Below are 24122 nucleotides of genomic sequence, written 5' to 3'. Positions count from 1 at the left end.
TGTTGTTGCTAAGATCGTTGAATAATATTTGACGACAAGGCACGAAAAAGGGCATCATTTGATGCCCTTTTTCTACGCTCCGCTTCAGACTAGCGTATTTTTTGGTCAGAGTGCCGAGTAAAAAGTGCGTTAGAGCGTTTTGAGCGTTAATCAGGGATAAAATCCTTAGAAGCCTCGCCACCTGCGAGGTTATTTTCGTCTATATTGAGACAAGTTACAGGTTGGTTGTATGAAAGCGAATGCCGAAAACCAAAGCAGCTCTAGTAGTATGGATGGCCTGAAGTGGGTAGCAGTGTTTGCCCTACTGGCAACTGCAGTGGTTGGTTTTTACCTGTCCAGTACATTGATACCTTATGTTGCAGCTAGAGCAGCAGGCGTTGTGGTTCTTGTAGCCGCTGCTGGTGGTATTGCGGCACTGACAGCAAAAGGGAAAGCAGCGATCACTTTTGCTCGTGAATCGCGCATGGAAGTCCGAAAGGTCGTGTGGCCAACTCGTCAGGAAGCGACGCAGACAACCTTTATCGTTTTAGCTGTCACTGTCATTATGGCGTTAGCCCTGTGGGGTATCGACGGCATCATGGTCCGTTTGGTCCGCCTGGTTACCGGTGTATAGAGGTAAGATTTCATGAGCGAAGCTCCTAAAAAACGATGGTATGTTGTGCAGGCCTTTTCTGGTTTTGAAGGTCGTGTCGCACAGTCACTACGTGAACATATCAAGATGCATGGCATGGAAGACTACTTTGATGAGGTCCTGGTACCGACAGAGGAAGTTGTTGAAATGCGTGCTGGCCAGCGCCGAAAAAGCGAGCGTAAGTTCTTCCCGGGCTATGTGCTTGTCCAAATGGTGATGAACGATGAAACCTGGCATCTGGTACGTAGTATTCCTCGTGTGATGGGGTTCATTGGCGGAACATCTGATCGACCTGCACCAATTTCTGATAAAGAAGCTGCTGCTATTCTGAACCGTTTGCAGCAGGCGAGTGAATCACCAGTCCACAAGACTGTGTTTGAGCCTGGTGAAGTCGTTCGTGTGACGGACGGTCCGTTTGCCGACTTTAACGGTGTGGTAGAAGAAGTCGATTACGACAAGAGCCGCCTGAAAGTGTCGGTATCTATCTTTGGTCGTGCGACACCAGTTGAACTGGAGTTTGGTCAGGTTGAAAAAAACTGACCAATAAATAATCAAGCATTATTGTCAGGGGCGCGGAATTGGACTATAATTTCGCGCCCTTTCGTTAGACGGGGAGTCTGTTTGCACAAAGCAGACGTTTGAACCCAAATTAAGGTAATTTAGTAATGGCTAAAAAAGTAGAAGCTTACATCAAGCTGCAAGTTGCAGCTGGTATGGCAAACCCTTCTCCACCAGTTGGTCCTGCTCTGGGTCAGCACGGTGTGAACATCATGGAATTCTGTAAAGCGTTCAACGCAAAAACTGATTCTCTGGAAAAAGGTCTGCCGACTCCAGTTGTGATCACTGTTTACAGTGACCGTTCTTTCACTTTCATCACCAAGACTCCACCTGCTGCTGTTCTGCTGAAGAAAGCTGCTGGCATCAAGTCTGGTTCTGGCCGTCCAAACACTGAAAAAGTGGGTAAAGTGACTGAAGCTCAGATCCAGGAAATTGCAGAAACTAAAGCTGCAGACATGACTGGTGCCGATATCGAAGCAATGAAGCGCTCTATCGCGGGTACTGCCCGTTCTATGGGTCTGGTAGTAGAGGGTTAAGAGAATGGCAAAACTAACTAAGCGTATGCGCGTAATCCGTGAGAAAGTTGACGCTACTCGCGAGTACGACATCAACGAAGCTGTTGCTCTGCTGAAAGAACTGGCTACTGCTAAATTCGTAGAAAGCGTTGACGTTGCAGTAAACCTGGGTATCGATGCTCGTAAATCTGACCAAAACGTTCGTGGCGCTACTGTACTGCCACACGGTACTGGCCGTGATATCCGCGTAGCGGTTTTCACTCAAGGTGCGAACGCTGAAGCAGCGAAAGAAGCGGGTGCTGATCTGGTTGGTATGGAAGATCTGGCAGACCAAGTGAAGAAAGGCGAAATGAACTTTGACGTTGTTATCGCTTCTCCAGACGCAATGCGCGTTGTTGGTCAGCTGGGTACGATTCTGGGTCCACGTGGCCTGATGCCAAACCCGAAAGTTGGTACTGTAACACCAAACGTTGCTGAAGCGGTTAAGAACGCGAAAGCAGGTCAGGTTCGTTACCGTAACGATAAGAACGGTATCATCCACACCACGATTGGTAAGGTTGATTTTGACGCTGACAAACTGAAAGAAAACCTGGAATCTCTGCTGGTTGCGCTGAAAAAAGCGAAGCCTGCTTCTGCGAAAGGTAGTTTCATTAAGAAAGTTAGCATCTCAACCACAATGGGTGCGGGTGTTGCGCTAGACCAGAATACGCTGGACACTAACGCTTAATATTTGCAGAATCGCTGGGATTATGTATAATCCTGCGTTTCGAATTTATGGCTAAGACCCGGGGGAGCTTTGCAACCGGGGTCTTCGTCCAAGACCGTAGGTGTTCACTGAACTTAATATTCAGCCTACGTAGACGGTGCCAGGAACATGATTGATGTATTGTCTTTCTTGGATCTGCGCCGTACAAACTCTCCTGCAATTTTGCAGTGAGTGGGTAAACACAATCCAGGAGCAAGTCCAATGGCTTTAAACCTTCAAGACAAAAAAGCAATTGTTGCTGAAGTCAACGAAGCTGCCAGCGGTGCCCTGTCTGCAGTTGTTGCTGATTCTCGCGGCGTGTCCGTGGGTGCTATGACGACTCTGCGTAAACAAGCGCGTGAAGCGGGCGTTTATGTACGTGTTGTTCGTAACACTCTGGCTCGTCGTGCAGTAGTAGGTACTAGCTACGAGTGTCTGACTGACGCTTTCGTAGGTCCTACTCTGCTGGCTTTCTCTAACGAGCACCCAGGTGCTGCAGCGCGTCTGTTCAAAGACTTCGCTAAAGAGAACAAAGATTTCGAGATCAAAGCTGCTGCATTCGAAGGCGCACTGACTGATGCAGACGTTCTGGCGAAACTGCCAACTTACGACGAAGCGATTGCACGTCTGATGATGTGCATGAAAGAAGCTTCTGCTGGCAAGCTGGTTCGCACTATTGCAGCTATTCGCGATCAAAAAGAAGCCGCTTAATCAGTTTGGCTTTTCATTGGTTGCTATTTAAACTAATTGTTGACTTTAAAAGAGAATTGTTATGTCTATCACTAACGAGCAAATCCTAGACGCAGTTGCAGAAATGTCTGTAATGCAAGTTGTTGAACTGATCGAAGCTATGGAAGAGAAGTTCGGCGTTACTGCTGCTGCAGCAGTTGTTGCTGGTGGCGCTGCTGAAGCTGCTGCTGAAGAGCAAACTGAATTCAACGTAATTCTGACTGCTGCTGGCGCGAACAAAGTTGCTGTAATCAAAGCAGTACGTGGCGCAACTGGTCTGGGCCTGAAAGAAGCGAAAGCTCTGGTTGACGGCGCTCCAGCTCCTCTGAAAGAAGGCGTTGAGAAAGCTGAAGCTGAAGCTCTGAAAGCTCAGCTGGAAGAAGCTGGTGCTTCTGTTGAAATCAAGTAATTATTACTTAATTTCTTAGCCTTTATGGCTATGGGCTGGTGGCTAAAAAGCCACCGGCCCTTTTGCGCTGTAGGGTAGTGGTGTTTTTCACATTGTTTTGCAACCATTTCCCATGCGTATTAACAGCCTGTCATACAGTGCTGTTCCTGCGACAAACAATGTTATTAGTCACTGCCTCTTACTAGAGGTAGTTAGGATCACTTATCAGCGATCTGAGGAACCTATGGTTTACTCTTATACCGAGAAAAAGCGTATCCGTAAGGATTTTGGTAAGCGTCCACAAGTATTGGATGTACCTTACCTGCTGTCGATCCAGCTTGAGTCTTTTGATAAGTTCATCGAGCAGGATCCGGAAGGGCATTACGGTCTAGAAGCTGCCTTTCGTTCTGTTTTCCCAATTCAGAGCTATAACGGCAATTCCGAGCTGCAATACGTTAGCTATCGTCTCGGTGAGCCGGTGTTCGATGTTAAAGAATGTCAGATTCGCGGTGTCACGTATTCTGCACCACTGCGTGTGAAACTGCGCCTTGTGATGTATGACAAGGATGCACCGGCTGGCACCGTCAAAGACATCAAAGAACAAGAAGTTTACATGGGCGAAATTCCGCTCATGACAGATAACGGTACATTCGTTATTAACGGTACCGAGAGGGTTATCGTATCCCAGCTGCACCGTAGCCCGGGTGTCTTCTTCGACAGCGATAAGGGTAAAACCCATTCCTCAGGTAAAGTGCTGTATAACGCACGCATCATTCCATACCGTGGTTCATGGTTGGATTTCGAATTTGATCCTAAGGATAACGTCTACGTTCGTATCGACCGTCGTCGTAAGTTGCCTGCGTCTATCATCCTGCGAGCGCTGGGTTATACCACAGAGCAAATCCTTGACCTGTTCTTTGAGAAGATCAATTTCGAAGTACAGGGCAAGTCTCTGGTTATGGAACTGGTACCTGATCGTCTGCGTGGTGAAACTGCGAGCTTTGATATTGAAGCGAACGGCACTGTGTATGTCGAAAAGGGCCGTCGTATTACTGCGCGCCATATTCGTCAGCTGCAGAAAGACAACGTTAATCACATCGAAGTTCCTGTTGAGTACATCGTGGGCAAAGTTTCCGCACGTGACTACATCAACGAAGAGACTGGTGAAGTGATCGCGGAAGCGAACATGGAGCTGAGTCTGGAATCGCTGGCGAAACTGTCTCAGGCTGGTCATAAAGCAATTCAGGTTCTGTTCACGAATGATCTGGATTTCGGTCCTTACATGTCTGATACCCTGCGTATCGACAGTACGACTGACCGTCTGAGTGCATTGGTTGAAATCTATCGCATGATGCGCCCTGGTGAGCCACCAACGCGCGAAGCGGCAGAACAGTTGTTCGAAAGCCTGTTCTTCTCTGAAGATCGCTACGATCTGTCTGCGGTTGGCCGGATGAAGTTCAACAGCTCTCTGGTACGCGAAGAAACCACTGGCCCGGGTACGCTGGATCACGATGACATCATTGAAGTGATGCGTAAGCTGATCGACATCCGGAACGGTAAAGGTGAAGTTGACGATATCGACCATCTGGGTAACCGTCGTATCCGTAGTGTCGGCGAAATGGCTGAGAACCAGTTCCGTGTCGGTCTGGTCCGTGTTGAACGTGCGGTGAAAGAGCGTCTGAGTCTGGGTGATCTAGACAACGTGATGCCTCAGGATCTGATCAACGCCAAGCCAATTTCAGCGGCAGTGAAAGAGTTCTTCGGCTCTTCTCAGCTGTCTCAGTTTATGGATCAGAACAACCCGCTGTCAGAAGTGACGCACAAGCGTCGTATTTCTGCTCTGGGTCCAGGCGGTCTGACTCGTGAACGTGCGGGCTTTGAGGTTCGAGACGTTCACGCAACGCACTATGGTCGTCTATGTCCGATCGAGACTCCTGAAGGTCCAAACATCGGTCTGATCAACTCGCTGTCTGTGTTTGCCCGTTGTAACCCATACGGTTTCCTGGAAACACCATACCGTAAAGTGGTAGACGGCAAAGTAACCGACCAAATCGATTATCTGTCAGCGATTGAAGAAGGTCAGTTTGTCATCGCTCAGGCGAACGCCGTTCTGGAAGAAGACGGTAGCTTCGCAGATGAGCTGATCACTGCCCGTCACAAAGGTGAATCAGGTCTTCACCCACGTGACCACGTCCAGTATATGGACGTTGCAACCAACCAGGTGGTATCTGTGGCAGCGTCCCTGATCCCATTCCTGGAGCACGATGATGCGAACCGTGCCCTGATGGGTGCGAACATGCAACGTCAGGCTGTACCTACACTGCGTGCAGACAAGCCGCTGGTCGGTACAGGTATCGAACGTGCTGTTGCAGTTGACTCCGGTGTAACTGCGGTTGCAAAACGTGGCGGTATGGTTCAGTCCGTAGATGCTTCTCGTATCGTGATTAAAGTCAACGAAGACGAGCTGGTACCAGGCGAAGCCGGTATCGACATCTACAACCTGACTAAATACACCCGTTCTAACCAGAACACCTGTATTAACCAGCGTCCGACAGTGATGCCGGGTGAACCTGTTGCACGTGGTGACGTGCTGGCAGATGGTCCTTCAACGGATCTGGGTGAACTGGCTCTGGGTCAGAACATGCGTATCGCGTTCATGCCTTGGAACGGTTACAACTTCGAGGACTCCATCCTGGTGTCTGAGCGCGTTGTTCAGGAAGATCGCCTGACGACTATCCACATTCAGGAACTGTCCTGTGTGGCGCGTGATACCAAGCTGGGTGCTGAAGAAATCACTGCAGACATCCCGAACGTGGGTGAGGCTGCCCTGTCCAAACTGGACGAGTCCGGTATCGTGTACATCGGTGCGGAAGTGAAGGGTGGCGACATTTTGGTTGGTAAAGTGACGCCGAAAGGTGAAACTCAGCTGACGCCAGAAGAGAAACTGCTGCGTGCAATCTTTGGTGAAAAAGCCTCTGACGTGAAAGATTCGTCACTGCGTGTACCGAACTCTGTGTCTGGTACCATCATTGACGTTCAGGTCTTCACACGCGATGGCGTAGAGAAGGACAAGCGTGCACTCGAAATCGAAGAGATGCAGCTGAAAGAAGCGAAGAAAGACATCACCGAAGAATTCCAGATTCTGGAAGGTGGTTTGCTGGCTCGTGTCCGTACTCTGCTGCTGTCTGCCGGTTATGATGACGCGCGCGTGTCTTCTATGGACCGTGAGAAACTGTTCTCTCAGACCTTGGATGACGAGTCACTGCAAAACCAGCTGGAGCAGTTGGCTGAGCAGTACGACGAGCTGAAAGCTGAGTTCGACAAGAAGTTCGAAACGAAGCGCCGTAAAATCACTCAAGGTGATGATCTGGCTCCTGGCGTCCTGAAGATCGTGAAGGTCTATCTGGCCGTGAAGCGCCGCATCCAGCCTGGTGATAAGATGGCCGGTCGTCACGGTAACAAGGGTGTTATCTCGAAGATTTGTCCGGTTGAAGACATGCCTTACGATGAGAAAGGCCAAACTGTCGATATCGTACTGAACCCGCTGGGTGTACCTTCGCGTATGAACATCGGTCAGATCCTGGAAACTCACCTGGGTCTGGCAGCGAAAGGTATCGGTGACAAGATCAATGCGATGCTGAAAGAACAGCAGGAACTGCATAAGTTCCGCGAATTCTTGCAGAAGGTCTATGATCTGGGCGATACCCGTCAGAAAGTGGACATTGCGTCTATGACTGATGATGAAGTTCGTACCCTGATTGAGAACCTGCGTGGTGGTCTGCCAATTGCGACTCCTGTCTTTGACGGTGCGCCAGAGCCTTCGATCAAAGAGCTGCTGAAACTGGGTGATCTCCCAGAATCTGGTCAGCTGAACTTGTTTGATGGCCGTACCGGTGAGCAGTTCGAGCGTCCTGTAACCGTGGGTTACATGTACATGCTGAAACTGAACCACCTGGTAGATGACAAGATGCACGCGCGTTCTACTGGTTCGTACAGTCTGGTTACTCAGCAGCCACTGGGTGGTAAAGCTCAGTTCGGTGGTCAGCGCTTCGGTGAGATGGAAGTGTGGGCACTGGAAGCTTATGGTGCCGCTTATACGCTGCAGGAAATGCTGACTGTCAAATCGGATGACGTGAATGGCCGTACGAAGATGTATAAGAACATCGTCGATGGCGATCACCGTATGGAACCAGGTATGCCGGAATCCTTCAACGTACTGTTGAAAGAGATCCGCTCGTTGGGTATCAACATCGAGCTGGAAGACGAGTAATCCTGACATCGTCAGGGATTCTTAAATCCGGTATCAATATGAAGGCGCCGCCGCCCCGGCGCCTTTATGGGTCAACTCCTCACAGGAGCCGAATGTGAAAGACTTACTTAAGTTTCTGAAAGCACAGCACAAGACCGAAGAATTTGACGCGATCAAAATCGGTCTTGCTTCACCTGACATGATTCGTTCATGGTCTTTCGGTGAAGTGAAAAAGCCAGAAACCATTAACTACCGTACCTTTAAGCCTGAGCGTGACGGTCTGTTCTGTGCACGTATCTTTGGCCCGGTCAAAGACTATGAATGTCTTTGTGGTAAATACAAGCGCCTGAAGCACCGTGGCGTGATCTGTGAAAAATGTGGTGTAGAAGTTACTCAGACCAAAGTACGTCGTGAGCGTATGGGTCACATTGAGCTGGCTTCACCTGTAGCCCACATCTGGTTCCTGAAATCACTGCCATCCCGTATCGGTCTGTTAATGGACATGCCGCTACGTGATATCGAGCGTGTGCTTTACTTTGAATCTTATGTGGTTATCGAACCAGGCATGACCAATCTTGAGCGTAGCCAGCTGCTGTCTGAAGAACAGTATCTGGACGCGCTGGAAGAGTGGGGCGATGAGTTCGACGCGCGCATGGGCGCGGAAGCAGTCAAAGCACTGCTGGCCAACATGGATCTGAATGCTGAAATCGAACTGATGCGTGAAGAGCTGGAAGAAACCAACTCTGAAACCAAGCGCAAGAAGCTGACCAAGCGTCTGAAGCTGGTTGAAGCATTTGTTCAATCCGGTAACAACCCAGAATGGATGATCCTGTCTGTACTGCCAGTACTGCCACCGGATCTGCGTCCACTGGTACCGCTGGACGGTGGTCGTTTCGCGACTTCTGATCTGAACGACCTTTATCGTCGTGTGATCAACCGAAACAACCGTCTGAAGCGTCTGCTGGATCTGGCTGCCCCAGACATCATCGTACGTAACGAAAAACGTATGCTGCAAGAGTCTGTGGATGCGCTGCTGGACAACGGCCGCCGTGGTCGCGCCATTACTGGTTCGAACAAGCGTCCGCTGAAATCTCTGGCTGACATGATCAAAGGTAAGCAGGGTCGTTTCCGTCAGAACCTGCTGGGTAAACGTGTTGACTACTCTGGCCGTTCGGTGATTACCGTAGGTCCATACCTGCGTTTGCACCAGTGTGGTCTGCCGAAGAAAATGGCACTGGAGCTGTTCAAACCGTTCATCTACGGCAAGCTGGAAACTCGTGGTCTGGCGACCACCATCAAAGCTGCCAAGAAGATGGTTGAGCGCGAAGAAGCGGTTGTTTGGGATATCCTGGACGAAGTGATCCGCGAACACCCGGTCATGCTGAACCGTGCACCAACACTGCACCGTCTGGGTATCCAGGCGTTCGAACCTGTTCTGATCGAAGGTAAAGCGATCCAGCTGCACCCACTGGTCTGTGCGGCTTATAACGCCGACTTCGATGGTGACCAGATGGCTGTTCACGTACCGCTGACGCTGGAAGCCCAGCTGGAAGCGCGTGCGCTGATGATGTCGACGAACAACATTCTGTCGCCAGCATCCGGTGATCCAATCATCGTACCGTCTCAGGACGTTGTACTGGGTCTGTACTACATGACCCGTGACAAGATCAACGCGAAAGGCGAAGGCATGTACCTGGCTGGTTCTGCTGAAGCCGAGAAAGCGTACCGTACCGGTAACGCCGAGCTGCATGCTCGCGTGAAAGTACGTATCACTGAGCACGTGAAAAACGAGCAAGGTGAGCTGGTCAAAAATACTCAGCTGATGGATACGACAGTTGGTCGTGCCATGTTGTGGCAAATCGTGCCAAAAGGCCTGCCATACAGCTTGGTGAACAGCGAAGCGCTGGGTAAAAAGCAAATTTCGAACCTGCTGAACACTTGTTACCGTGAACTGGGTATGAAGCAGACCGTTATCTTTGCTGACCAGATCATGTACACAGGTTTCGCATACGCGGCCCTGTCTGGTGTGTCTGTTGGTATCGACGATATGGTTGTACCAGAAGCGAAGTACACCAAGATCGCCGAAGCGGAAGCTGAAGTTGCTGAGATTCAGGATCAGTTCCAATCTGGTCTGGTCACTGCCGGCGAACGCTACAACAAAGTGATCGATATCTGGGCAACCGCGAACGAGCAGGTTGCGAAAGCGATGATGGATAACCTGTCATTCGACACCGTGATTAACCGTGACGGTGAAGAAGAGCAACAGAAATCGTTCAACAGCGTATACATGATGGCCGATTCAGGTGCGCGTGGTTCTGCGGCACAGATTCGTCAGCTGGCCGGTATGCGTGGTCTGATGGCGAAGCCAGATGGCTCGATCATCGAAACGCCAATCACCGCGAACTTCCGTGAAGGTCTGAACGTACTCCAGTACTTCATTTCAACGCACGGTGCGCGTAAAGGTCTGGCGGATACGGCACTGAAAACAGCGAACTCCGGTTACCTGACCCGTCGTCTGGTAGACGTCGCGCAGGATGTTGTGATCACGGCAGATGACTGTGGTACGCACGCAGGTATCACCATGATGCCACTGATCGAAGGTGGTGACGTGAAAGAGCCACTGCGCGATCGCGTATTGGGTCGTGTGGTTGCCGAAGACGTTCTGAAGCCGGGTACGGAAGAAGTTCTGGTTCAGCGTAACACCATGCTTGATGAGAAATGGTGTGACATCCTGGAAGAGAACTCTGTCGACCAGGTGAAAGTTCGCTCTGTGGTGAGCTGTGAGAATGACTTTGGTGCATGTCGTAACTGTTACGGTCGTGACTTGGCGCGTGGTCACCTGGTGAACCAGGGTGAAGCGGTCGGTGTTGTTGCTGCACAGTCAATCGGTGAACCGGGTACACAGCTGACGATGCGTACGTTCCACATCGGTGGTGCGGCATCGCGTGCTGCGGCAGAAAACAGTATTCAGGTGAAGAACAAAGGTTCTCTGAAGCTGCATAACGCCAAGTTCGTAACCAATAACGACGGCAAGCTGGTGATCACTTCACGTGCTGCTGAAATGACAGTTGTGGACGAGTTCGGCCGTACCAAGGAAAGCTACAAGCTGCCTTACGGTTCGTTGCTGAGCAAAGGCGATAACGACGGTGTTGATGCTGGTGAAACTGTGGCGAACTGGGACCCACACACCATGCCAATCATCACTGAAGTAGCAGGTCACCTGCAGTTCGTGGATCTGATTGACGGTGTGACTGTCTCTCGTCAGACCGATGAACTGACCGGCCTGTCTTCTATCGTGATCCTGGATGGTGCAGAGCGTACCGGTACCGGTAAAGATATGCGTCCAATGGTGAAACTGGTTGATGACAAAGGCAACGATGTCATGATCCCAGGTACCGAGATGCCGGCTCAGTACTTCCTGCCTGGTAAAGCGATTGTCCAGCTTGAAGATGGTGCTGCTGTTGGTATCGGTGACACCCTGGCACGTATTCCTCAGGAATCTGGCGGTACGAAAGATATCACCGGTGGTCTGCCACGCGTTGCTGACTTGTTCGAAGCGCGTAAGCCGAAAGAACCTGCAATCCTGGCGGAAATCACAGGTGCTGTTTCCTTCGGTAAAGAGACCAAAGGTAAGCGTCGTCTGATCATCACCCCATCAGAGGGTCAGCCATATGAGGAAATGATTCCGAAATGGCGTCAGCTGAACGTCTTCGAAGGCGAGAAAGTTGAGAAGGGTGATGTGATCGCCGATGGTCCAGAGGCGCCGCACGATATCCTGCGTCTGCGTGGTGTGAACGCGGTTGCGGAATACATCGTGAACGAAGTTCAGGAAGTTTACCGTCTGCAAGGCGTTAAGATTAACGATAAGCACATTGAAACAATCGTTCGTCAGATGCTGCGTAAGGTAACAATCACGGTTTCAGGTGACTCTGAGTTCCTGGAAGGTGAGCAGGTGGAATTCTCCCGCGTGAACATCGCGAACCGTCAGCTGATTGCCGATGGCAAACAGCCAGCACTGTTCGAACGTGATCTGCTGGGTATCACCAAAGCGTCCCTGGCAACTGAGTCCTTCATCTCTGCCGCGTCGTTCCAGGAAACGACTCGCGTACTGACTGAAGCTGCGGTTGCTGGTAAGCGTGATGAACTGCGTGGTCTGAAAGAGAACGTCATTGTGGGCCGTCTGATCCCAGCCGGTACCGGTTTCTCTTATCACCTGGAACGTCAGCGTCGTCGTGATGCTGATCTGGCGCCAGTTGAGCCTCAGGTTGATGCCGAGCAGGCATCTCAGGACTTGGCGGCACTGCTGAATGCTGGTCTGAACGACGAAGATTAAGTCCGGGACGTCTACGGACAAACCGAGATAAAAAAGGCACCCTCCGGGGTGCCTTTTGTTTATCTGCTGTTTTTTGATGTTTGGTTTTATCGGCTTGTCTGAAAGATTTTTTCGTCGTTCGAGATTTTCAGGCAGACAAAAGCATGACTAGCAGTCAGAGAAGCTGACTGCAGCAGAGATCGCTGCGCACAGCGTCAAACCGCTGTGATTATGCGCCGGGCGGAACCGACAAGCTCTCGCTGATCAGTTCAATTAACTCATCTTCCAGTTCAAAGCGCAGCTCGATTTGTTCCCCAACCGTAGAGAGGTGCTGATCGAAATCATCCCAATCTTCGCTGTCATCGGTGATCTCACAGTAGCGATCGGCAAAATTCAGTAAAGGGTCGGTCGTATTGGTGATCTGATGATAGAGCTGAGAAATTTCGGTTGTGGGGGAGTAGCCAGTGGCCTGCCATCTTGCCATCACTTTGTCGTAGATTTTGAAGTGGCCTTCAGAGATATAATCGACCAGTTGTTGGCAGAAAAGCTGAAGTTGGGCAGACGTGGGCAGTTGTCTGGCCTTGGGTTCGAATGGGGGCAGACCTGCCAGTTTGCAGTAGTCGATGAGCAACTGTTGCCTCGACAATAACCAGTGATCGATGACATCATTGTTGCCACCCCATTGTTTTTGCACTTGTTCGAATTTACTTAGCATGACCATGTCCTCATGATCGCCCAGCATATTGCATGAGCAGAAAACAATTCCTGTCAAACTCTTAGGCTGTCTAAGAGTACCATGTATGGCAGAGCCAAATTCCGTTGTTACGTTTAGATTGCCAGCAAAATAAAACCCCTGCAAGGAGAGAGGAATCGCCAATGTCAAAAAAGCAAGATCCTGCCTACTGGTGTGTGATTCGAGATCGCCGGATTTTTTTGGTCGATGGTAAGTTACCACTTACGTTAGAGCCTTCAACCGGCTTGGATCTGATGCGATCGCGGACGATCGGCGAGTATCAGGGATGCGCGGTAAACTGGCTGGAAGATCCGGAAATACTGCCGGAGAAATATTTTTATTCTTTAAGAGAATTATTGGGTGTCGATCCAGATCTGTTTATGCTGGCCGGAAAAGCGATGCAGTTGTCGCATATGCAGGAGAGTCAGCGGTACTGTTCACAATGTGGCGGTCAGACAAAACTGGCGGATCGTGTTCTGGCGATGCAGTGCCAGTCTTGCCAGCAGTTTCATTATCCGAATGTTTCCCCGTGTATTATTGTGGCTGTGCGCAAGAACGATCAGATTCTGTTAGCGCAGCATCCGCGGCATAAGAATGGTATGTACACGGTGATTGCAGGTTTTGTCGAACCCGGTGAAACGCTGGAAGGTTGTGTTGCTCGTGAAGTGGCGGAAGAAACAGGCATTGAATTAACGAACATCCGATATTTTGACAGCCAGCCCTGGGCGTTTCCGTCTAACCTGATGATGGGCTTTCTGGCAGATTATCGCAGTGGGGATGTCCGTCCGGATGATGATGAATTGCTGGATGCTCAGTGGTTCAGGCATGACCAGCTACCGACTATCGCGCCGCCGGGCACGATAGCCTATCGTCTGATTCAGGCGACCTGTGATGCCATCCGGCAAGACGGGGTTCCCTCGAAAGCAGATTGAACGCTTAAGCCGATCAGGTCATGCTTTGCGGGGGCGGACTATTCTGTGTGAGTGTCCGGAATTGCACGGAAAATCGCTTTCGAGTGCTTAATCAGTTGGGCTGCGTATTGCGGTGACACACGGTGCAGCTGGCCTTTGCTTGCTTTGAAACTGCTCTCCCAGCATCGATCTTTATACACACCAGACTCAGTAAATTCGATTACAACTTGCAGGTTCATTGATCCTCCAATGCTTTGTATCTCCGTTAGTGGCGTCTTTTGACATTAACAAAGAATTGATAAAGAACTGATTAAAATATCTGCAACATGAGATGATCAAAAATGAAATAAATTTTCCGCATTGGGTCAGGTGAACCAGGGATGTGCTCTGATCAGCATTAATTGTGTTTTGGTGGCCATGTATGGCTGCTGTTACCGGGGCAGGGTGTTACAATAGCGCCACTAATTTGCCAGGATGTTGACAATGACAGAATTGAAAAACGATCGTTATCTGCGTGCTTTGCTGAAGCAACCGGTTGACTGTACGCCTGTTTGGATGATGCGTCAGGCGGGCCGTTATCTTCCAGAATACCGGGCGACCCGGAGCCAGGCGGGTGACTTTATGTCACTGTGTAAAAATGCCGAGCTGGCCAGTGAAGTCACGTTGCAGCCATTGCGTCGTTTTCCTTTGGATGCGGCGATTCTGTTTTCTGACATCCTGACCATTCCGGATGCGATGGGTCTGGGCCTGTACTTTGAAGCGGGTGAGGGTCCGAAATTTGAGCGTCCGATCAGCTGCAAAGCAGATGTCGACAAAATCGGCATTCCGGATCCGGAAGGCGAACTTCAGTATGTGATGAATGCTGTACGCCAGATCCGTAAAGACCTGAAGGGTGAAGTGCCGCTCATTGGTTTCTCTGGCAGCCCGTGGACGCTGGCGACTTATATGGTTGAAGGCGGCAGCACCAAAGCATTCACCAAGATCAAGAAGATGATGTATGCAGAGCCTGCAGTGCTGCATGCGTTGCTGGACAAGCTGGCTGACAGCGTAATCTCGTATCTGAATGCGCAGATCAAAGCGGGTGCTCAGTCGGTCATGGTGTTTGATACCTGGGGAGGCGTGCTGACGCCACGCGACTATCAACTCTTCTCCCTGCAGTACATGCATAAAATTGTGGATGGTCTGATCCGCGAAAATGAAGGTCGTCGTGTGCCGGTCACTCTGTTCACCAAAAACGGTGGTATGTGGCTGGAAGCGATTGCAGCGACGGGCTGTGATGCTGTTGGTCTGGACTGGACGATTGATATTGCAGATGCCAAGCGCCGGGTGGGCGATAAAGTTGCCCTGCAGGGCAATATGGATCCATCCATGCTGTATGCTTCTCCGGAGCGAATTCGCGAAGAAGTGGCAGGCATTCTGTCTGGATTTGGAGAAGGCACCGGTCATGTATTCAATCTGGGTCACGGGATTCATCTGGACGTGCCGCCGGAAAACGCCGGGGTATTTGTGGAAGCGGTACACGAGCTGTCTGCGCCTTACCATAAGTAAGTGGGCTTTGACGCCAGCGGATGAAAAGCGAGCCAGATGGCTCGCTTTTTTGTGCGCGTTATAAGCCCAGATGCTGGTGGACGTAGTCCCGGATATAGGGCACAACGTCGGCTTCAAACCAGGGATTTTTTTTCAGCCACAGAGTATTACGGGGCGAAGGATGGGGCAGGGGCAAATAAGTCGGCGCCCACTGCCGCCAGGCCCGGACTGTATCGGTCAGGGTTTTGGGTTTGTCAGACAGATAATAGTTCTGTGCATACTGGCCGACCAGCAGCGTCATTCCGACATTGGGCAGCAGGGGCCAGACCTGACCGTGCCATTGCGGTGCACATTCGGGTCTGGGGGGCAGATCGCCGCTTTTGCCTTTGCCCGGATAGCACAGTCCCATGGGCATAATAGCGATGCGGCTGGGATCGTAGAAGGTCTCCCGATCGAGGTCGAGCCAGCGGCGCAGTCGGTCGCCGCTCGGATCATTCCAGGGAATCCCGGTGTCATGTACCCGAGTGCCCGGCGCCTGACCGACAATCATCAGCCGGGCTTCACTGCTGGCCTGAATGACAGGTCGCGGACCGAGTGGTAAGTGGGCCTGACACAGCGAACACTGACGGATCTGATGTAATAACGCGGGTAAGGCGTTTGGGTCTGGGTTTGTTTTCATTGGCAGGTTTAATACCCCCGCTCAAAATCAATCTGGAATTGCAGTGGCTTTCCTTCAACATAGCGCAGGTAATTGGTTTTGAATATCTCCATCACCTGCTCCGGGAAGCTTTCGGCAGCAATGTGCGGCGTGACTGTGATGCGTGGATGCTGCCAGAATGGGTGCGCCGCAGGCAGCGGCTCCTGCTTGAAGACATCCAGAAAGGCGTGCGCCACGGCGCCGCTGTCCAGTGCTTGAATCAGGCCCGGTTCGCAAACCGCATTGCCGCGGCCGACATTGAACAGTAATACATCCCGGCAGTGGTTCAGGCTCTCTGCGTTGAGTAAATCATCGGTCTGATGAGTGGCGGGCAGAATCGAAACCACAATGTCTGCCTGCGACAGTGCATCCGTCAGCCGGTCAATCGGAGTAACCTGATCAAAGTTGTCATTCGGAACCTCGCCAGAGCGGTTTACGCCGTGAATCGTCATACCCAGCGCTTTGGCCGAGTGAGCCAGATGCTGGCCGATGGTGCCGGTGCCCAGAATCACCATGGTTTTTCCAGACAAACTGTTGTAATGATGCTGTTGCCATATCTCCTGCTGTTGCTGTGCATTATATTGAGCGACATGCCTCTGGTGGCTGATGAGGAGGCCAAGGACATACTCACTGATCAGTTGGCCAAAGATGCCGCGGATGTTGGTCAGGATATAGTCTTTGCGTAAACCTGGTTGGGTGAGGGCGTCAATGCCGGCATAGGTTGATTGCACCCAGTGCAGGTTTGAAAATTCTTCCAGTCTGCTTGCCAGCCGAGGTGGATCTGCCAGCACCAGGGTCGCTTCCGCCGGATTGTCTGTCAGGACCAGTTCCGGAAGCGCAGCGTTTTCGATCAGTTGACGATACCGTTCAGACTGTCGTGAGATGATACAGAGTCGATGCATGGCTTTTTCCTTTTGCACAGGCGGCTTATCAAGTAAAATTCAACGAACGCTTTCAGACAGATTATCCCATGCTTAAAAATCCAATTCAGCTTCGCTTAGAAAAATTTGAATCCTGGCAATATCTTACTTTCATGGCTTCGCTGTGTGAGCGGATGTACCCGAACTATGCGTTCTTCTGCCGTGAAACCGGGTTTGCCGACCCTCAGCCATACCGTTTGATTCTCGACAGCGTCTGGGAAATCCTGACGGTGAAAAATGCCAAGATCAATTTCGAACGCCAGTTAGAGAAGCTGGAGGAAATGGTTCCGGCGGCAGACGACCATGATCTGTATGCCGTGAGTCCGGCCATTGATGCCTGTGTCGCCTTGTCTGATCTACTGCATGCACTGCTGGACCGTGATCAGATCCCGGAGATTGCGCTAAGCATCAGTGCACTGTCGGTGGAAACGGTCGCTAATCTGGAAGAAGCTCAGACCGGTGAAGCAATTACCGACGAGAATCAGAAGGAAAATCAGGCCGTCTGTGAAGAGTGGGATGTGCAGTGGGCGATTTTCCGCGCCCTCAAAGATGCGGAAAGCCGGGATATTGAACTGATCAAAGATCTGCGCAGAGAATTGCGTGACCCTTGTGTCAGTAATATTGGTATCGCGCTCTGATTCAGGTTCGGGGCATTGAAAAGATGCACTGAACTGACACTGAACTGAAAAAGAACGGCAGGGATGATTCCCTGCCGTTTTGCGTTACTGGCTGTCGTCATCCTCGTCGCGGTTTTCGATGACATTGTGTTTTTTCTTCCAGCGTTCCCAGCGTTGGTAAGCGAGCTGCTGCATGTCGGTGCTGGTGTCAGCTTCATCGACAATCTCTTCACCGACCAGACTTTCGAAAACGTCTTCCAGCGTGACCAGCCCCATGACCGTGCCGTACTCATCCACAACCAGTGCCAGCTGTGCTCTGGCTTTCAGCAGCTTTTCAAAGGCAACCGGAACGGTATCGAGATTCAGGACCACCGGCAGCGGGCGCATCATTTCACTGAGGGGGATATTCCCGCGTCCACTCTGACTTTCGGCAAACAGCTCCAGCCGGTGAACAAAGCCAAGGATATTGTCTTTGCTGCCGCGGTAGACCAGCGGGCGTGAAAACGGGCTGTCTTTAGCCGTGGTCAGAAATTCATTGATCGTCAGGTTGTCTTCCACCCGAAACAGCACCGGGCGCGGCGTCATGATTTTGGTGACACTGACATCGCAAAATTGCAGCAGGTTATGCATGATTTTTGACTCGCCTTCGGCCAGCTCGCCCGATTCCTTCGCCAGCATTGCCATGGCAGACAACTCATCGCGCAGTTTCGGGGGCTGGTGGCCCTGAGACAAACGGCGGGTGATTTGCTCAGAGACCCAGACAAAAGGCCGCAGCAGCCAGACCATGACACTCAGTACACGGGCTGTCATCGGTGCCAGCTGGCGCCAGTAAGTGGCTCCAATGGTTTTCGGGATAATTTCAGACAGCAGCAGGATACCCACCGTCAGTGCAGCGGAGAACACGCCCAGCCATTGACTGCCGAAAACCACGGCAGCCTGAGCTCCGGCCGTTGCTGCGCCGATGGTATGGGCGATGGTGTTCAGGGTCAGAATGGATGCCAGTGGCCGGTCGATGTTGTCTTTCAGTTCAGTCAGCTTGTCTGCCATTGGGTGTGACTGTTGCCGCAGGGTGCCGACATAACTAGGAGAGATGCTAAGTAAAACGGCCTCAAGGACGGAACAAATAAATGAAATACCAATCGCAATGGCGATGTAAAGGGTCAGAAGTATCATGCGCTTTAGTCAGCTCTCATCGGAAAAATCACCTTATTAATTGGTGTTGCAAGGAGCAAAAGCAACCAGCACTTTCTTCAGGATAGTAACAATTTGTGAACTTGCGCTCAGTTTATGGTTAAAGAGCCCGCAGCCGACCACAGGAAGACAGACAAACCTTTGCCACATGGGCTTCTTTTGAATTAGAGTGGATGCGTCTGAAGAAAAAACCTTAGAAGGGAAACCGAATGAACAAGACCCAACTGATTGAACTGATTGCTGAACAAGCGGATCTGACTAAAGCGCAAGCGAAAGACGCGCTGGAATCTACCCTGGGCGGCATCACCGAAGCACTGAAATCCGGTGACCAGGTTCAACTTATTGGCTTTGGTACATTTAAAGTAAACCACCGCGCTGCACGTACTGGTCGTAACCCACAGACGGGTAAAGAGATCCAGATCGCAGCGGCAAACGTACCAGCTTTCGTAGCCGGTAAAGCGCTGAAAGATTCTGTAAAATAATCTCAACTCCGTCGACGATTTTTCTCGGCGGAGTTTTTTCTTTTATGAAACGAACCTGTCTTATTTTTATTTCTCTCCTCCTCACTGCCTGTGGCAGCACCCTCATGACACCCCATGCACTTTCTTCATTGGAACGCCTGACAGGCGGTCAGCTCGCTGGTGATGCTTCGTCCCTGTATTGGACCGGGATCCGTCAGTCCAGACCTGAATTCTTGTCGGAACGTGTGTGGATGGGTGACTATGGTGAATACCAGACCGAATACCGCTGGCGGGAAGGGCAACTGCGTGAACTGAAGCGGACTGGCACAGCGCTGAAAGATGATGCGCTACGGCCGTTTGAACTGCATGTCCGTTATGATCAGCATGGCGAGGCAGTTTTCCAACGCTACAAGCTGGGTGAGAGTGTTTTCCCACTGTCAGATACACAGCTCAATCAGCTCAGTCAGCAGGCTGAACAGGCGGTTGCTGTCGTGAAGGCACAGTCTCGTGACGGTTTGGAATTGGTGCAAGGGGTATGGGATGGACAACGGTTGATTCGTTGTGATGATCATTCTGAGTACAAGGTGAACTGGCAGCATTTCCAGGTGAAGCCCGGTTATGTCGCGATGGTGGCGAAGTCTGATGGACGAGGCCAATTGACCGCAGAGACGGTATTGCTGAGCCGGAAAGTTTCTCAGTCGTGCCTGTCACCCCCTGTATTGTTGGACGCTTCCTGAGCATGAGAGAACATGCTGCATCCAACCTTGAATGACATAAAATCCTGAATGAAACAAAATCTTAAATAAAACAAAGGCGCCTTTTCTTGATCTGGTGAAGGCACCTTGTCTTTATCTGGAGATAGATCCGGAGGGCTGGATTATTGCTGTTCGCGGGCGATCGCGCGGTAGCCGATGTCAGTGCGGAAGAAGACACCATCCCAGTGGATTTGCTTTGCCAGCGCGTAAGCACGTTGCTGCGCTTCAGAAACCGTCTCACCCATGGCCGTAGCACACAGCACACGGCCGCCATTGGTCACCACCTGACCATCTTTGCTGGCAGTGCCGGCATGGAAAACTTTTTCAGCGTCGCCATCTTGCTGGGGCAGGCCGGAAATCACATCGCCTTTGTTGTAGTCCGCCGGGTAGCCACCGGCAGCCAGCACCACACCAATTGCGGCACGCGGATCCCACTGAGAATCAACCGTATCCAGTTTGCCGTCAACCGCAGCCAGACACAGTTCAACTAGATCGGATTGCAGGCGAAGCATGATTGGCTGAGTTTCCGGATCACCAAAGCGGCAGTTGTATTCAATCACTTTCGGGGTGCCGTCGGCCATGATCATCAAACCCGCGTACAGGAAGCCGGTATACGGGTTGCCTTCAGCCGCCATGCCTTCAACGGTCGGTTTGATCACTTCGTCCATCACGCGCTGGTGGATGTCAGGGGTGACGACCGGAGCTGGCGAGTAAGCGCCCATACCGCCGGTGTTCGGGCCGGTATCGCCGTTGCCGACACGCTTGTGGTCCTGACTGGTAGCCATCGGCAGGATGTTCTTGCCGTCAACCATCACGATGAAGCTGGCTTCTTCGCCGTCCAGAAATTCTTCGATGACGACACGGTGACCGGCTTCGCCGAAGGCATTGCCAGCCAGCATGTCACGAACTGCAGCTTCGGCTTCTTCCAGCGTCATCGCAACGATCACGCCTTTACCCGCCGCCAGACCGTCGGCTTTGACGACAATTGGTGCGCCTTTCTCTTGCAGATAAGCCAGTGCTGGTTCGATTTCGGTGAAGTTCTGATATTCCGCGGTCGGGATCTGATGACGGGCCAGGAAGTCTTTGGTGAAGGCTTTGGATCCTTCCAGTTGTGCGGCCGCTTGGGTCGGGCCGAAAATCGGTAGTCCGGCTTCACGGAAAGCATCAACCACGCCAATTACCAACGGCGCTTCTGGGCCAACGATGGTCAGCGCGATTTCATTTTCTTTGGCAAATGCCACCAGTGCCGGGATATCCTCAACACCAATCGCAACGTTTTCCAGTTTGGGCTCCAGTGCGGTGCCAGCGTTGCCAGGTGCTACGAAGACTTTCTCAACCTGGGCAGACTGTGCAGCTTTCCAGCTCAGGGCGTGCTCGCGGCCGCCGTTACCAATGACAAGAACTTTCATCCTAAATCCTTTACCTCGTTCAATGGAGGAAAGCCCCTGAAGAGATCAGGGGCTGAAAAATGCAAGGAAGGTGCAGCAGGGCACCTTCCAGAATTTTAGTGACGGAAATGGCGCATACCGGTGAAGACCATTGCCATGCCGTGTTCATCGGCAGCAGCAATCACTTCTTCGTCACGCATGGAGCCACCCGGTTGAATCACACAGGTGATGCCTGCTTCAGCGGCGGCATCAATGCCATCGCGGAACGGGAAGAAAGCATCCGAGGCCATCACGCTGCCAGCGACTTCCAGATTTTCATCCGCAGCTTTAATGCCGGCGATTTTCGCTGAGTACACGCGGCTCATCTGGCCTGCACCCACACCAATGGTCATGTTACCTTTGGCGTAAACAATCGCATTGGACTTGACGTACTTGGCGACTTTCCAGCAGAACAGCGCGTCACGCAATTCTTCTTCGGTTGGCTGACGTTTGGTGACCACTTTCAGATCGGCCAAACCCACCATCCCCTGATCGCGGTCCTGAACCAGCAGACCGCCGTTCACACGCTTGACGTCAAACCCTGTGGTTTTGCTGTGCCACTGACCACATGCCAGCAGACGGACGTTCTGCTTGGCAGCAACGACTTCAGCGGCTTCAGCGCTGACGCTCGGTGCAATGATCACTTCCACGAACTGGCGGTCAATAATGGCTTTCGCCGTTTCAGCATCCAGTTCACCGTTGAACGCAATAATACCACCGAAGGCTGAGGTCGGGTCGGTCTTATAGGCGCGGTCATAGGCTTCCAGCAGGGTTGCACCCAGCGCGACACCACAAGGATTGGCGTGTTTGACGATAACACAGGCTGGCTGATCGAATTCTTTTACGCATTCCAGCGCAGCATCGGTGTCCGCGATATTGTTGTAAGACAGCGCTTTACCTTGTAGCTGGCTTGCCGTCGCGACAGAAGCTTCTTCCGGTTGTGCTTCTGTATAGAAGGCAGCATGCTGATGGCTGTTCTCGCCATAGCGCATGTCTTGCTTTTTGATGAATTGCTGATTGAAGGTACGCGGGAATTTGGACTCAGCGTCGCCCTCTTTGTTCTCACCATAAGAAGGCACCATGGTGCCGAAGTAGTTGGCGATCATACCGTCGTAAGCGGCGGTGTGCTCAAAGGCTGCGATGGCCAGATCAAAACGGGTGGCGTGGGTCAGAGAACCGTTATGGTCAGCCATTTCAGCCATTACGCGATCGTAGTCGTGTGCATTCACCACAATGGTGACGTCTTTGTGGTTTTTTGCAGCACTGCGAACCATAGTCGGGCCGCCGATATCGATATTCTCGACAGCATCTTCCAGCGTACACTCAGGTTTCGCGACGGTTGCTGCGAACGGATACAGGTTCACCACCACCATATCAATTGGTGCAATGCCATGCTCGGCCATGATCGCATCATCCTGACCCCGACGGCCCAGAACGCCACCATGCACTTTCGGGTGCAGGGTCTTCACGCGGCCATCCATCATTTCCGGGAAACCGGTATAGTCGGAGACTTCAGTCACCTGAATGCCTTGATCAGCCAGCAGGCGGGCAGTGCCGCCGGTGGACAGAATATCGACGCCACGGTTGGCAAGAGCTTGTGCGAATTCAACAATTCCCGTTTTGTCTGATACGCTGATCAGAGCACGGCGAATAGGACGAGCGTTTTCCATTGCTACCATCTCTTTGATTGCGGTGAATTATTTGCCAAAAGCTGACCGGGTAAACGCGGTTGCCTTTGGCAAATAGCCTCATCCGGCAGAGTGGACGGAATATGGTGATGGCGCGTATTTTACATGATTCCCTGCATTGCGCAAACGTTTGCCTTGGGCGTTTTGGGTCTGGCACGGTGCGTCAGCAATGGCAGGAAAGAGGAGCTTTGAAACCCCAATGGCTAGGTATTTGATTGGACAGCTGGCAAAACTGTGTGATGTCAGCAGTGACACCCTGAGGTTCTATGAAAAAAATGGTTTGTTGGTTCCCCGGGAGCGCAGTGAAAGCGGGTATCGTCTTTACCATGAAGAAGATTTATCCCGGGTCCGTTTCATTCTGCGGGCCAAGGCGGTGGGGCTGAGTCTGGAGGAGATCCGTGAACTGCTGACCATCCGGCTGGAGGCCGACCAGCACAGCTGTGCTGAGGTGAAAGCGATTACTCAGGCCAAGCTCGATGATATCGACGTGAAGCTGGCAGAATTGCAACGGATTCGCCGCGCTCTGAAGAAGATTAACGATGCCTGCTGCGGGGAAGCAGACGATGATGCCAGCCATTGTTCGATCCTCGAAGCACTGGCCGACGAACCCCACTGAATCGGCTTTTTTCCGGCGCAAAGAAAGAGGTATGCGGCACTCACGAACTGTGATAGCGTGAGGCATCCAGCTTTTTCAGGATAAGGACTATCATGCTGAATACGAACGAATATTTTGATGGCAATGTAAAATCTATTGGCTTTGAAGCGCAGGGTACGCGCAGCAGTGTTGGCGTGATGCAGCCCGGCAAATACAGCTTCGCGACCGCAGCACCGGAACGTATGACGGTTGTGAAAGGCGCGATTACCGTGAAACTACCGGGCCATGTCGAATGGGAAACCTATCACACCGGTGACGATTTTGAAGTCCCCGGAGATGCTTCTTTCGACGTGTTGATTGAAGAAACGACTGCTTATTTGTGTGACTATCTGTAATCAGACGGTTTCTTCCTTTCTCTTTTCGTACAGGATGTGGTTTGAGCCGATCCTGTACGACCGCCTCATCTGTTTTCC

The 24122-nt window shown here is 51.6% G+C and carries 22 protein-coding genes; 15 read left to right on the top strand and 7 right to left on the bottom strand.

Features of this window, described 5'->3' with window-relative positions; all coding sequences use genetic code 11:
* The first annotated feature begins 229 nt into the window (after positions 1-229).
* The 8 genes from secE to rpoC all read left to right on the top strand — a co-directional run bounded on the left by secE (position 230) and on the right by rpoC (position 12148).
* Complete coding sequence (gene secE, locus EA58_RS08390; RefSeq protein ID WP_036751340.1) at positions 230-613, top strand: preprotein translocase subunit SecE; 384 nt, start codon at positions 230-232, stop codon at positions 611-613.
* 12 nt (positions 614-625) lie between these two features.
* Positions 626-1171, top strand: coding sequence for a transcription termination/antitermination protein NusG (gene nusG, locus EA58_RS08385; RefSeq protein WP_036751338.1), 546 nt, complete (start codon positions 626-628; stop codon positions 1169-1171).
* 125 nt (positions 1172-1296) lie between these two features.
* The gene (gene rplK, locus EA58_RS08380) at positions 1297-1725 is read left to right on the top strand and encodes a 50S ribosomal protein L11 (RefSeq protein WP_036751336.1); all 429 of its coding nucleotides are present in this window, start codon (positions 1297-1299) and stop codon (positions 1723-1725) included.
* A 4-nt stretch (positions 1726-1729) separates the two neighbouring features.
* Positions 1730-2431 (top strand): 50S ribosomal protein L1, encoded by a 702-nt coding sequence (gene rplA / locus EA58_RS08375; protein WP_036751334.1) that lies wholly within the window; start codon positions 1730-1732, stop codon positions 2429-2431.
* Positions 2432-2671: 240 nt separating this feature from the next.
* Positions 2672-3160 carry a 50S ribosomal protein L10 gene (rplJ, locus tag EA58_RS08370; RefSeq protein ID WP_036751332.1) on the top strand — a complete coding sequence of 163 codons (489 nt, stop codon included), beginning with the start codon at positions 2672-2674 and terminating at the stop codon, positions 3158-3160.
* 61 nt (positions 3161-3221) lie between these two features.
* Positions 3222-3587 (top strand): 50S ribosomal protein L7/L12, encoded by a 366-nt coding sequence (gene rplL, locus EA58_RS08365; protein ID WP_036751330.1) that lies wholly within the window; start codon positions 3222-3224, stop codon positions 3585-3587.
* 223 nt (positions 3588-3810) lie between these two features.
* Positions 3811-7836 carry a DNA-directed RNA polymerase subunit beta gene (gene rpoB, locus EA58_RS08360; protein WP_036751328.1) on the top strand — a complete coding sequence of 1342 codons (4026 nt, stop codon included), beginning with the start codon at positions 3811-3813 and terminating at the stop codon, positions 7834-7836.
* A gap of 94 nt (positions 7837-7930) precedes the next feature.
* Positions 7931-12148: a DNA-directed RNA polymerase subunit beta' gene (gene rpoC / locus EA58_RS08355; protein WP_036751327.1), complete on the top strand. Its 4218-nt coding sequence runs from the start codon at positions 7931-7933 to the stop codon at positions 12146-12148.
* Positions 12149-12356: 208 nt separating this feature from the next.
* On the opposite strand, the gene EA58_RS08350 is transcribed toward rpoC, so the two are convergent.
* The gene (locus EA58_RS08350; RefSeq protein ID WP_036751353.1) at positions 12357-12842 is read right to left on the bottom strand and encodes an Rsd/AlgQ family anti-sigma factor; all 486 of its coding nucleotides are present in this window, start codon (positions 12840-12842) and stop codon (positions 12357-12359) included.
* A 161-nt stretch (positions 12843-13003) separates the two neighbouring features.
* Between EA58_RS08350 and nudC the strand changes: the two genes are divergently transcribed.
* Complete coding sequence (gene nudC, locus EA58_RS08345; RefSeq protein WP_036751325.1) at positions 13004-13792, top strand: NAD(+) diphosphatase; 789 nt, start codon at positions 13004-13006, stop codon at positions 13790-13792.
* 38 nt (positions 13793-13830) lie between these two features.
* Here nudC and EA58_RS21805 read toward each other — a convergent pair whose 3' ends face one another.
* Positions 13831-14010, bottom strand: coding sequence for a hypothetical protein (locus EA58_RS21805; RefSeq protein ID WP_081819589.1), 180 nt, complete (start codon positions 14008-14010; stop codon positions 13831-13833).
* Positions 14011-14254: 244 nt separating this feature from the next.
* Here EA58_RS21805 and hemE point away from each other — a divergent pair, with 244 nt between their 5' ends.
* Positions 14255-15319, top strand: a complete 1065-nt coding sequence (hemE, locus tag EA58_RS08335) for a uroporphyrinogen decarboxylase (RefSeq protein WP_036751323.1) — start codon at positions 14255-14257, stop codon at positions 15317-15319.
* Positions 15320-15377: 58 nt separating this feature from the next.
* Here hemE and EA58_RS08330 read toward each other — a convergent pair whose 3' ends face one another.
* Both EA58_RS08330 and EA58_RS08325 read right to left on the bottom strand, forming a co-directional pair.
* A complete protein-coding gene (locus EA58_RS08330) occupies positions 15378-15977 on the bottom strand; it encodes a uracil-DNA glycosylase family protein (RefSeq protein ID WP_051641959.1) in 600 nt (199 codons plus the stop codon).
* A gap of 8 nt (positions 15978-15985) precedes the next feature.
* On the bottom strand, positions 15986-16897 hold the full coding sequence (locus tag EA58_RS08325; protein WP_036751321.1) for a D-2-hydroxyacid dehydrogenase: 912 nt from the start codon (positions 16895-16897) through the stop codon (positions 15986-15988).
* A gap of 68 nt (positions 16898-16965) precedes the next feature.
* Between EA58_RS08325 and EA58_RS08320 the strand changes: the two genes are divergently transcribed.
* Entirely contained in the window at positions 16966-17553 is a 588-nt protein-coding gene (locus tag EA58_RS08320) for a YjaG family protein (RefSeq protein WP_036751319.1), read from the top strand.
* A gap of 84 nt (positions 17554-17637) precedes the next feature.
* On the opposite strand, the gene EA58_RS08315 is transcribed toward EA58_RS08320, so the two are convergent.
* A complete protein-coding gene (locus EA58_RS08315) occupies positions 17638-18705 on the bottom strand; it encodes a CNNM domain-containing protein (RefSeq protein WP_036751316.1) in 1068 nt (355 codons plus the stop codon).
* 227 nt (positions 18706-18932) lie between these two features.
* On the opposite strand from EA58_RS08315, the gene hupA reads away from it, so the two are divergent.
* Together hupA and EA58_RS08305 are read left to right on the top strand one after the other, a co-directional pair.
* The gene (gene hupA, locus EA58_RS08310; RefSeq protein WP_036751314.1) at positions 18933-19205 is read left to right on the top strand and encodes a nucleoid-associated protein HU-alpha; all 273 of its coding nucleotides are present in this window, start codon (positions 18933-18935) and stop codon (positions 19203-19205) included.
* A gap of 104 nt (positions 19206-19309) precedes the next feature.
* Complete coding sequence (locus EA58_RS08305) at positions 19310-19921, top strand: DUF1481 domain-containing protein (RefSeq protein WP_161781021.1); 612 nt, start codon at positions 19310-19312, stop codon at positions 19919-19921.
* A gap of 140 nt (positions 19922-20061) precedes the next feature.
* Here the strand turns inward: EA58_RS08305 and purD are convergent, their stop codons facing one another.
* Together purD and purH are read right to left on the bottom strand one after the other, a co-directional pair.
* Complete coding sequence (gene purD / locus EA58_RS08300) at positions 20062-21348, bottom strand: phosphoribosylamine--glycine ligase (protein ID WP_036751310.1); 1287 nt, start codon at positions 21346-21348, stop codon at positions 20062-20064.
* A 95-nt stretch (positions 21349-21443) separates the two neighbouring features.
* A complete protein-coding gene (gene purH, locus EA58_RS08295) occupies positions 21444-23036 on the bottom strand; it encodes a bifunctional phosphoribosylaminoimidazolecarboxamide formyltransferase/IMP cyclohydrolase (RefSeq protein WP_036751308.1) in 1593 nt (530 codons plus the stop codon).
* Between the two features lie 217 nt (positions 23037-23253).
* On the opposite strand from purH, the gene zntR reads away from it, so the two are divergent.
* Entirely contained in the window at positions 23254-23670 is a 417-nt protein-coding gene (gene zntR, locus EA58_RS08290) for a Zn(2+)-responsive transcriptional regulator (protein WP_036751306.1), read from the top strand.
* A gap of 92 nt (positions 23671-23762) precedes the next feature.
* Positions 23763-24044, top strand: coding sequence for a pyrimidine/purine nucleoside phosphorylase (gene ppnP, locus EA58_RS08285; RefSeq protein ID WP_036751305.1), 282 nt, complete (start codon positions 23763-23765; stop codon positions 24042-24044).
* Positions 24045-24122: the final 78 nt, after the last annotated feature.

Source organism: Photobacterium galatheae, assembly GCF_000695255.1.
Lineage (GTDB): Bacteria > Pseudomonadota > Gammaproteobacteria > Enterobacterales > Vibrionaceae > Photobacterium > Photobacterium galatheae.
This window is presented reverse-complemented; position numbering and strand designations above follow the sequence as displayed.

Bases quoted from the DNA above. Each gene is read 5' to 3' on its own strand.
- EA58_RS08305 (WP_161781021.1), top strand. From the start codon at position 19,310: ATGACACCCCATGCACTTTCTTCATTGGAACGCCTGACAGGCGGTCAG.
- EA58_RS08320 (WP_036751319.1), top strand. From the start codon at position 16,966: ATGCTTAAAAATCCAATTCAGCTTCGCTTAGAAAAATTTGAATCCTGG.
- rpoB (WP_036751328.1), top strand. From the start codon at position 3,811: ATGGTTTACTCTTATACCGAGAAAAAGCGTATCCGTAAGGATTTTGGT.
- rplL (WP_036751330.1), top strand. From the start codon at position 3,222: ATGTCTATCACTAACGAGCAAATCCTAGACGCAGTTGCAGAAATGTCT.
- purD (WP_036751310.1), bottom strand. From the start codon at position 21,348: ATGAAAGTTCTTGTCATTGGTAACGGCGGCCGCGAGCACGCCCTGAGC.
- nudC (WP_036751325.1), top strand. From the start codon at position 13,004: ATGTCAAAAAAGCAAGATCCTGCCTACTGGTGTGTGATTCGAGATCGC.
- secE (WP_036751340.1), top strand. From the start codon at position 230: ATGAAAGCGAATGCCGAAAACCAAAGCAGCTCTAGTAGTATGGATGGC.
- rplJ (WP_036751332.1), top strand. From the start codon at position 2,672: ATGGCTTTAAACCTTCAAGACAAAAAAGCAATTGTTGCTGAAGTCAAC.
- EA58_RS08350 (WP_036751353.1), bottom strand. From the start codon at position 12,842: ATGCTAAGTAAATTCGAACAAGTGCAAAAACAATGGGGTGGCAACAAT.
- hupA (WP_036751314.1), top strand. From the start codon at position 18,933: ATGAACAAGACCCAACTGATTGAACTGATTGCTGAACAAGCGGATCTG.
- EA58_RS21805 (WP_081819589.1), bottom strand. From the start codon at position 14,010: ATGAACCTGCAAGTTGTAATCGAATTTACTGAGTCTGGTGTGTATAAA.
- purH (WP_036751308.1), bottom strand. From the start codon at position 23,036: ATGGAAAACGCTCGTCCTATTCGCCGTGCTCTGATCAGCGTATCAGAC.
- EA58_RS08330 (WP_051641959.1), bottom strand. From the start codon at position 15,977: ATGAAAACAAACCCAGACCCAAACGCCTTACCCGCGTTATTACATCAG.
- rplA (WP_036751334.1), top strand. From the start codon at position 1,730: ATGGCAAAACTAACTAAGCGTATGCGCGTAATCCGTGAGAAAGTTGAC.
- EA58_RS08325 (WP_036751321.1), bottom strand. From the start codon at position 16,897: ATGCATCGACTCTGTATCATCTCACGACAGTCTGAACGGTATCGTCAA.
- hemE (WP_036751323.1), top strand. From the start codon at position 14,255: ATGACAGAATTGAAAAACGATCGTTATCTGCGTGCTTTGCTGAAGCAA.
- zntR (WP_036751306.1), top strand. From the start codon at position 23,254: ATGGCTAGGTATTTGATTGGACAGCTGGCAAAACTGTGTGATGTCAGC.
- nusG (WP_036751338.1), top strand. From the start codon at position 626: ATGAGCGAAGCTCCTAAAAAACGATGGTATGTTGTGCAGGCCTTTTCT.
- EA58_RS08315 (WP_036751316.1), bottom strand. From the start codon at position 18,705: ATGATACTTCTGACCCTTTACATCGCCATTGCGATTGGTATTTCATTT.
- ppnP (WP_036751305.1), top strand. From the start codon at position 23,763: ATGCTGAATACGAACGAATATTTTGATGGCAATGTAAAATCTATTGGC.
- rplK (WP_036751336.1), top strand. From the start codon at position 1,297: ATGGCTAAAAAAGTAGAAGCTTACATCAAGCTGCAAGTTGCAGCTGGT.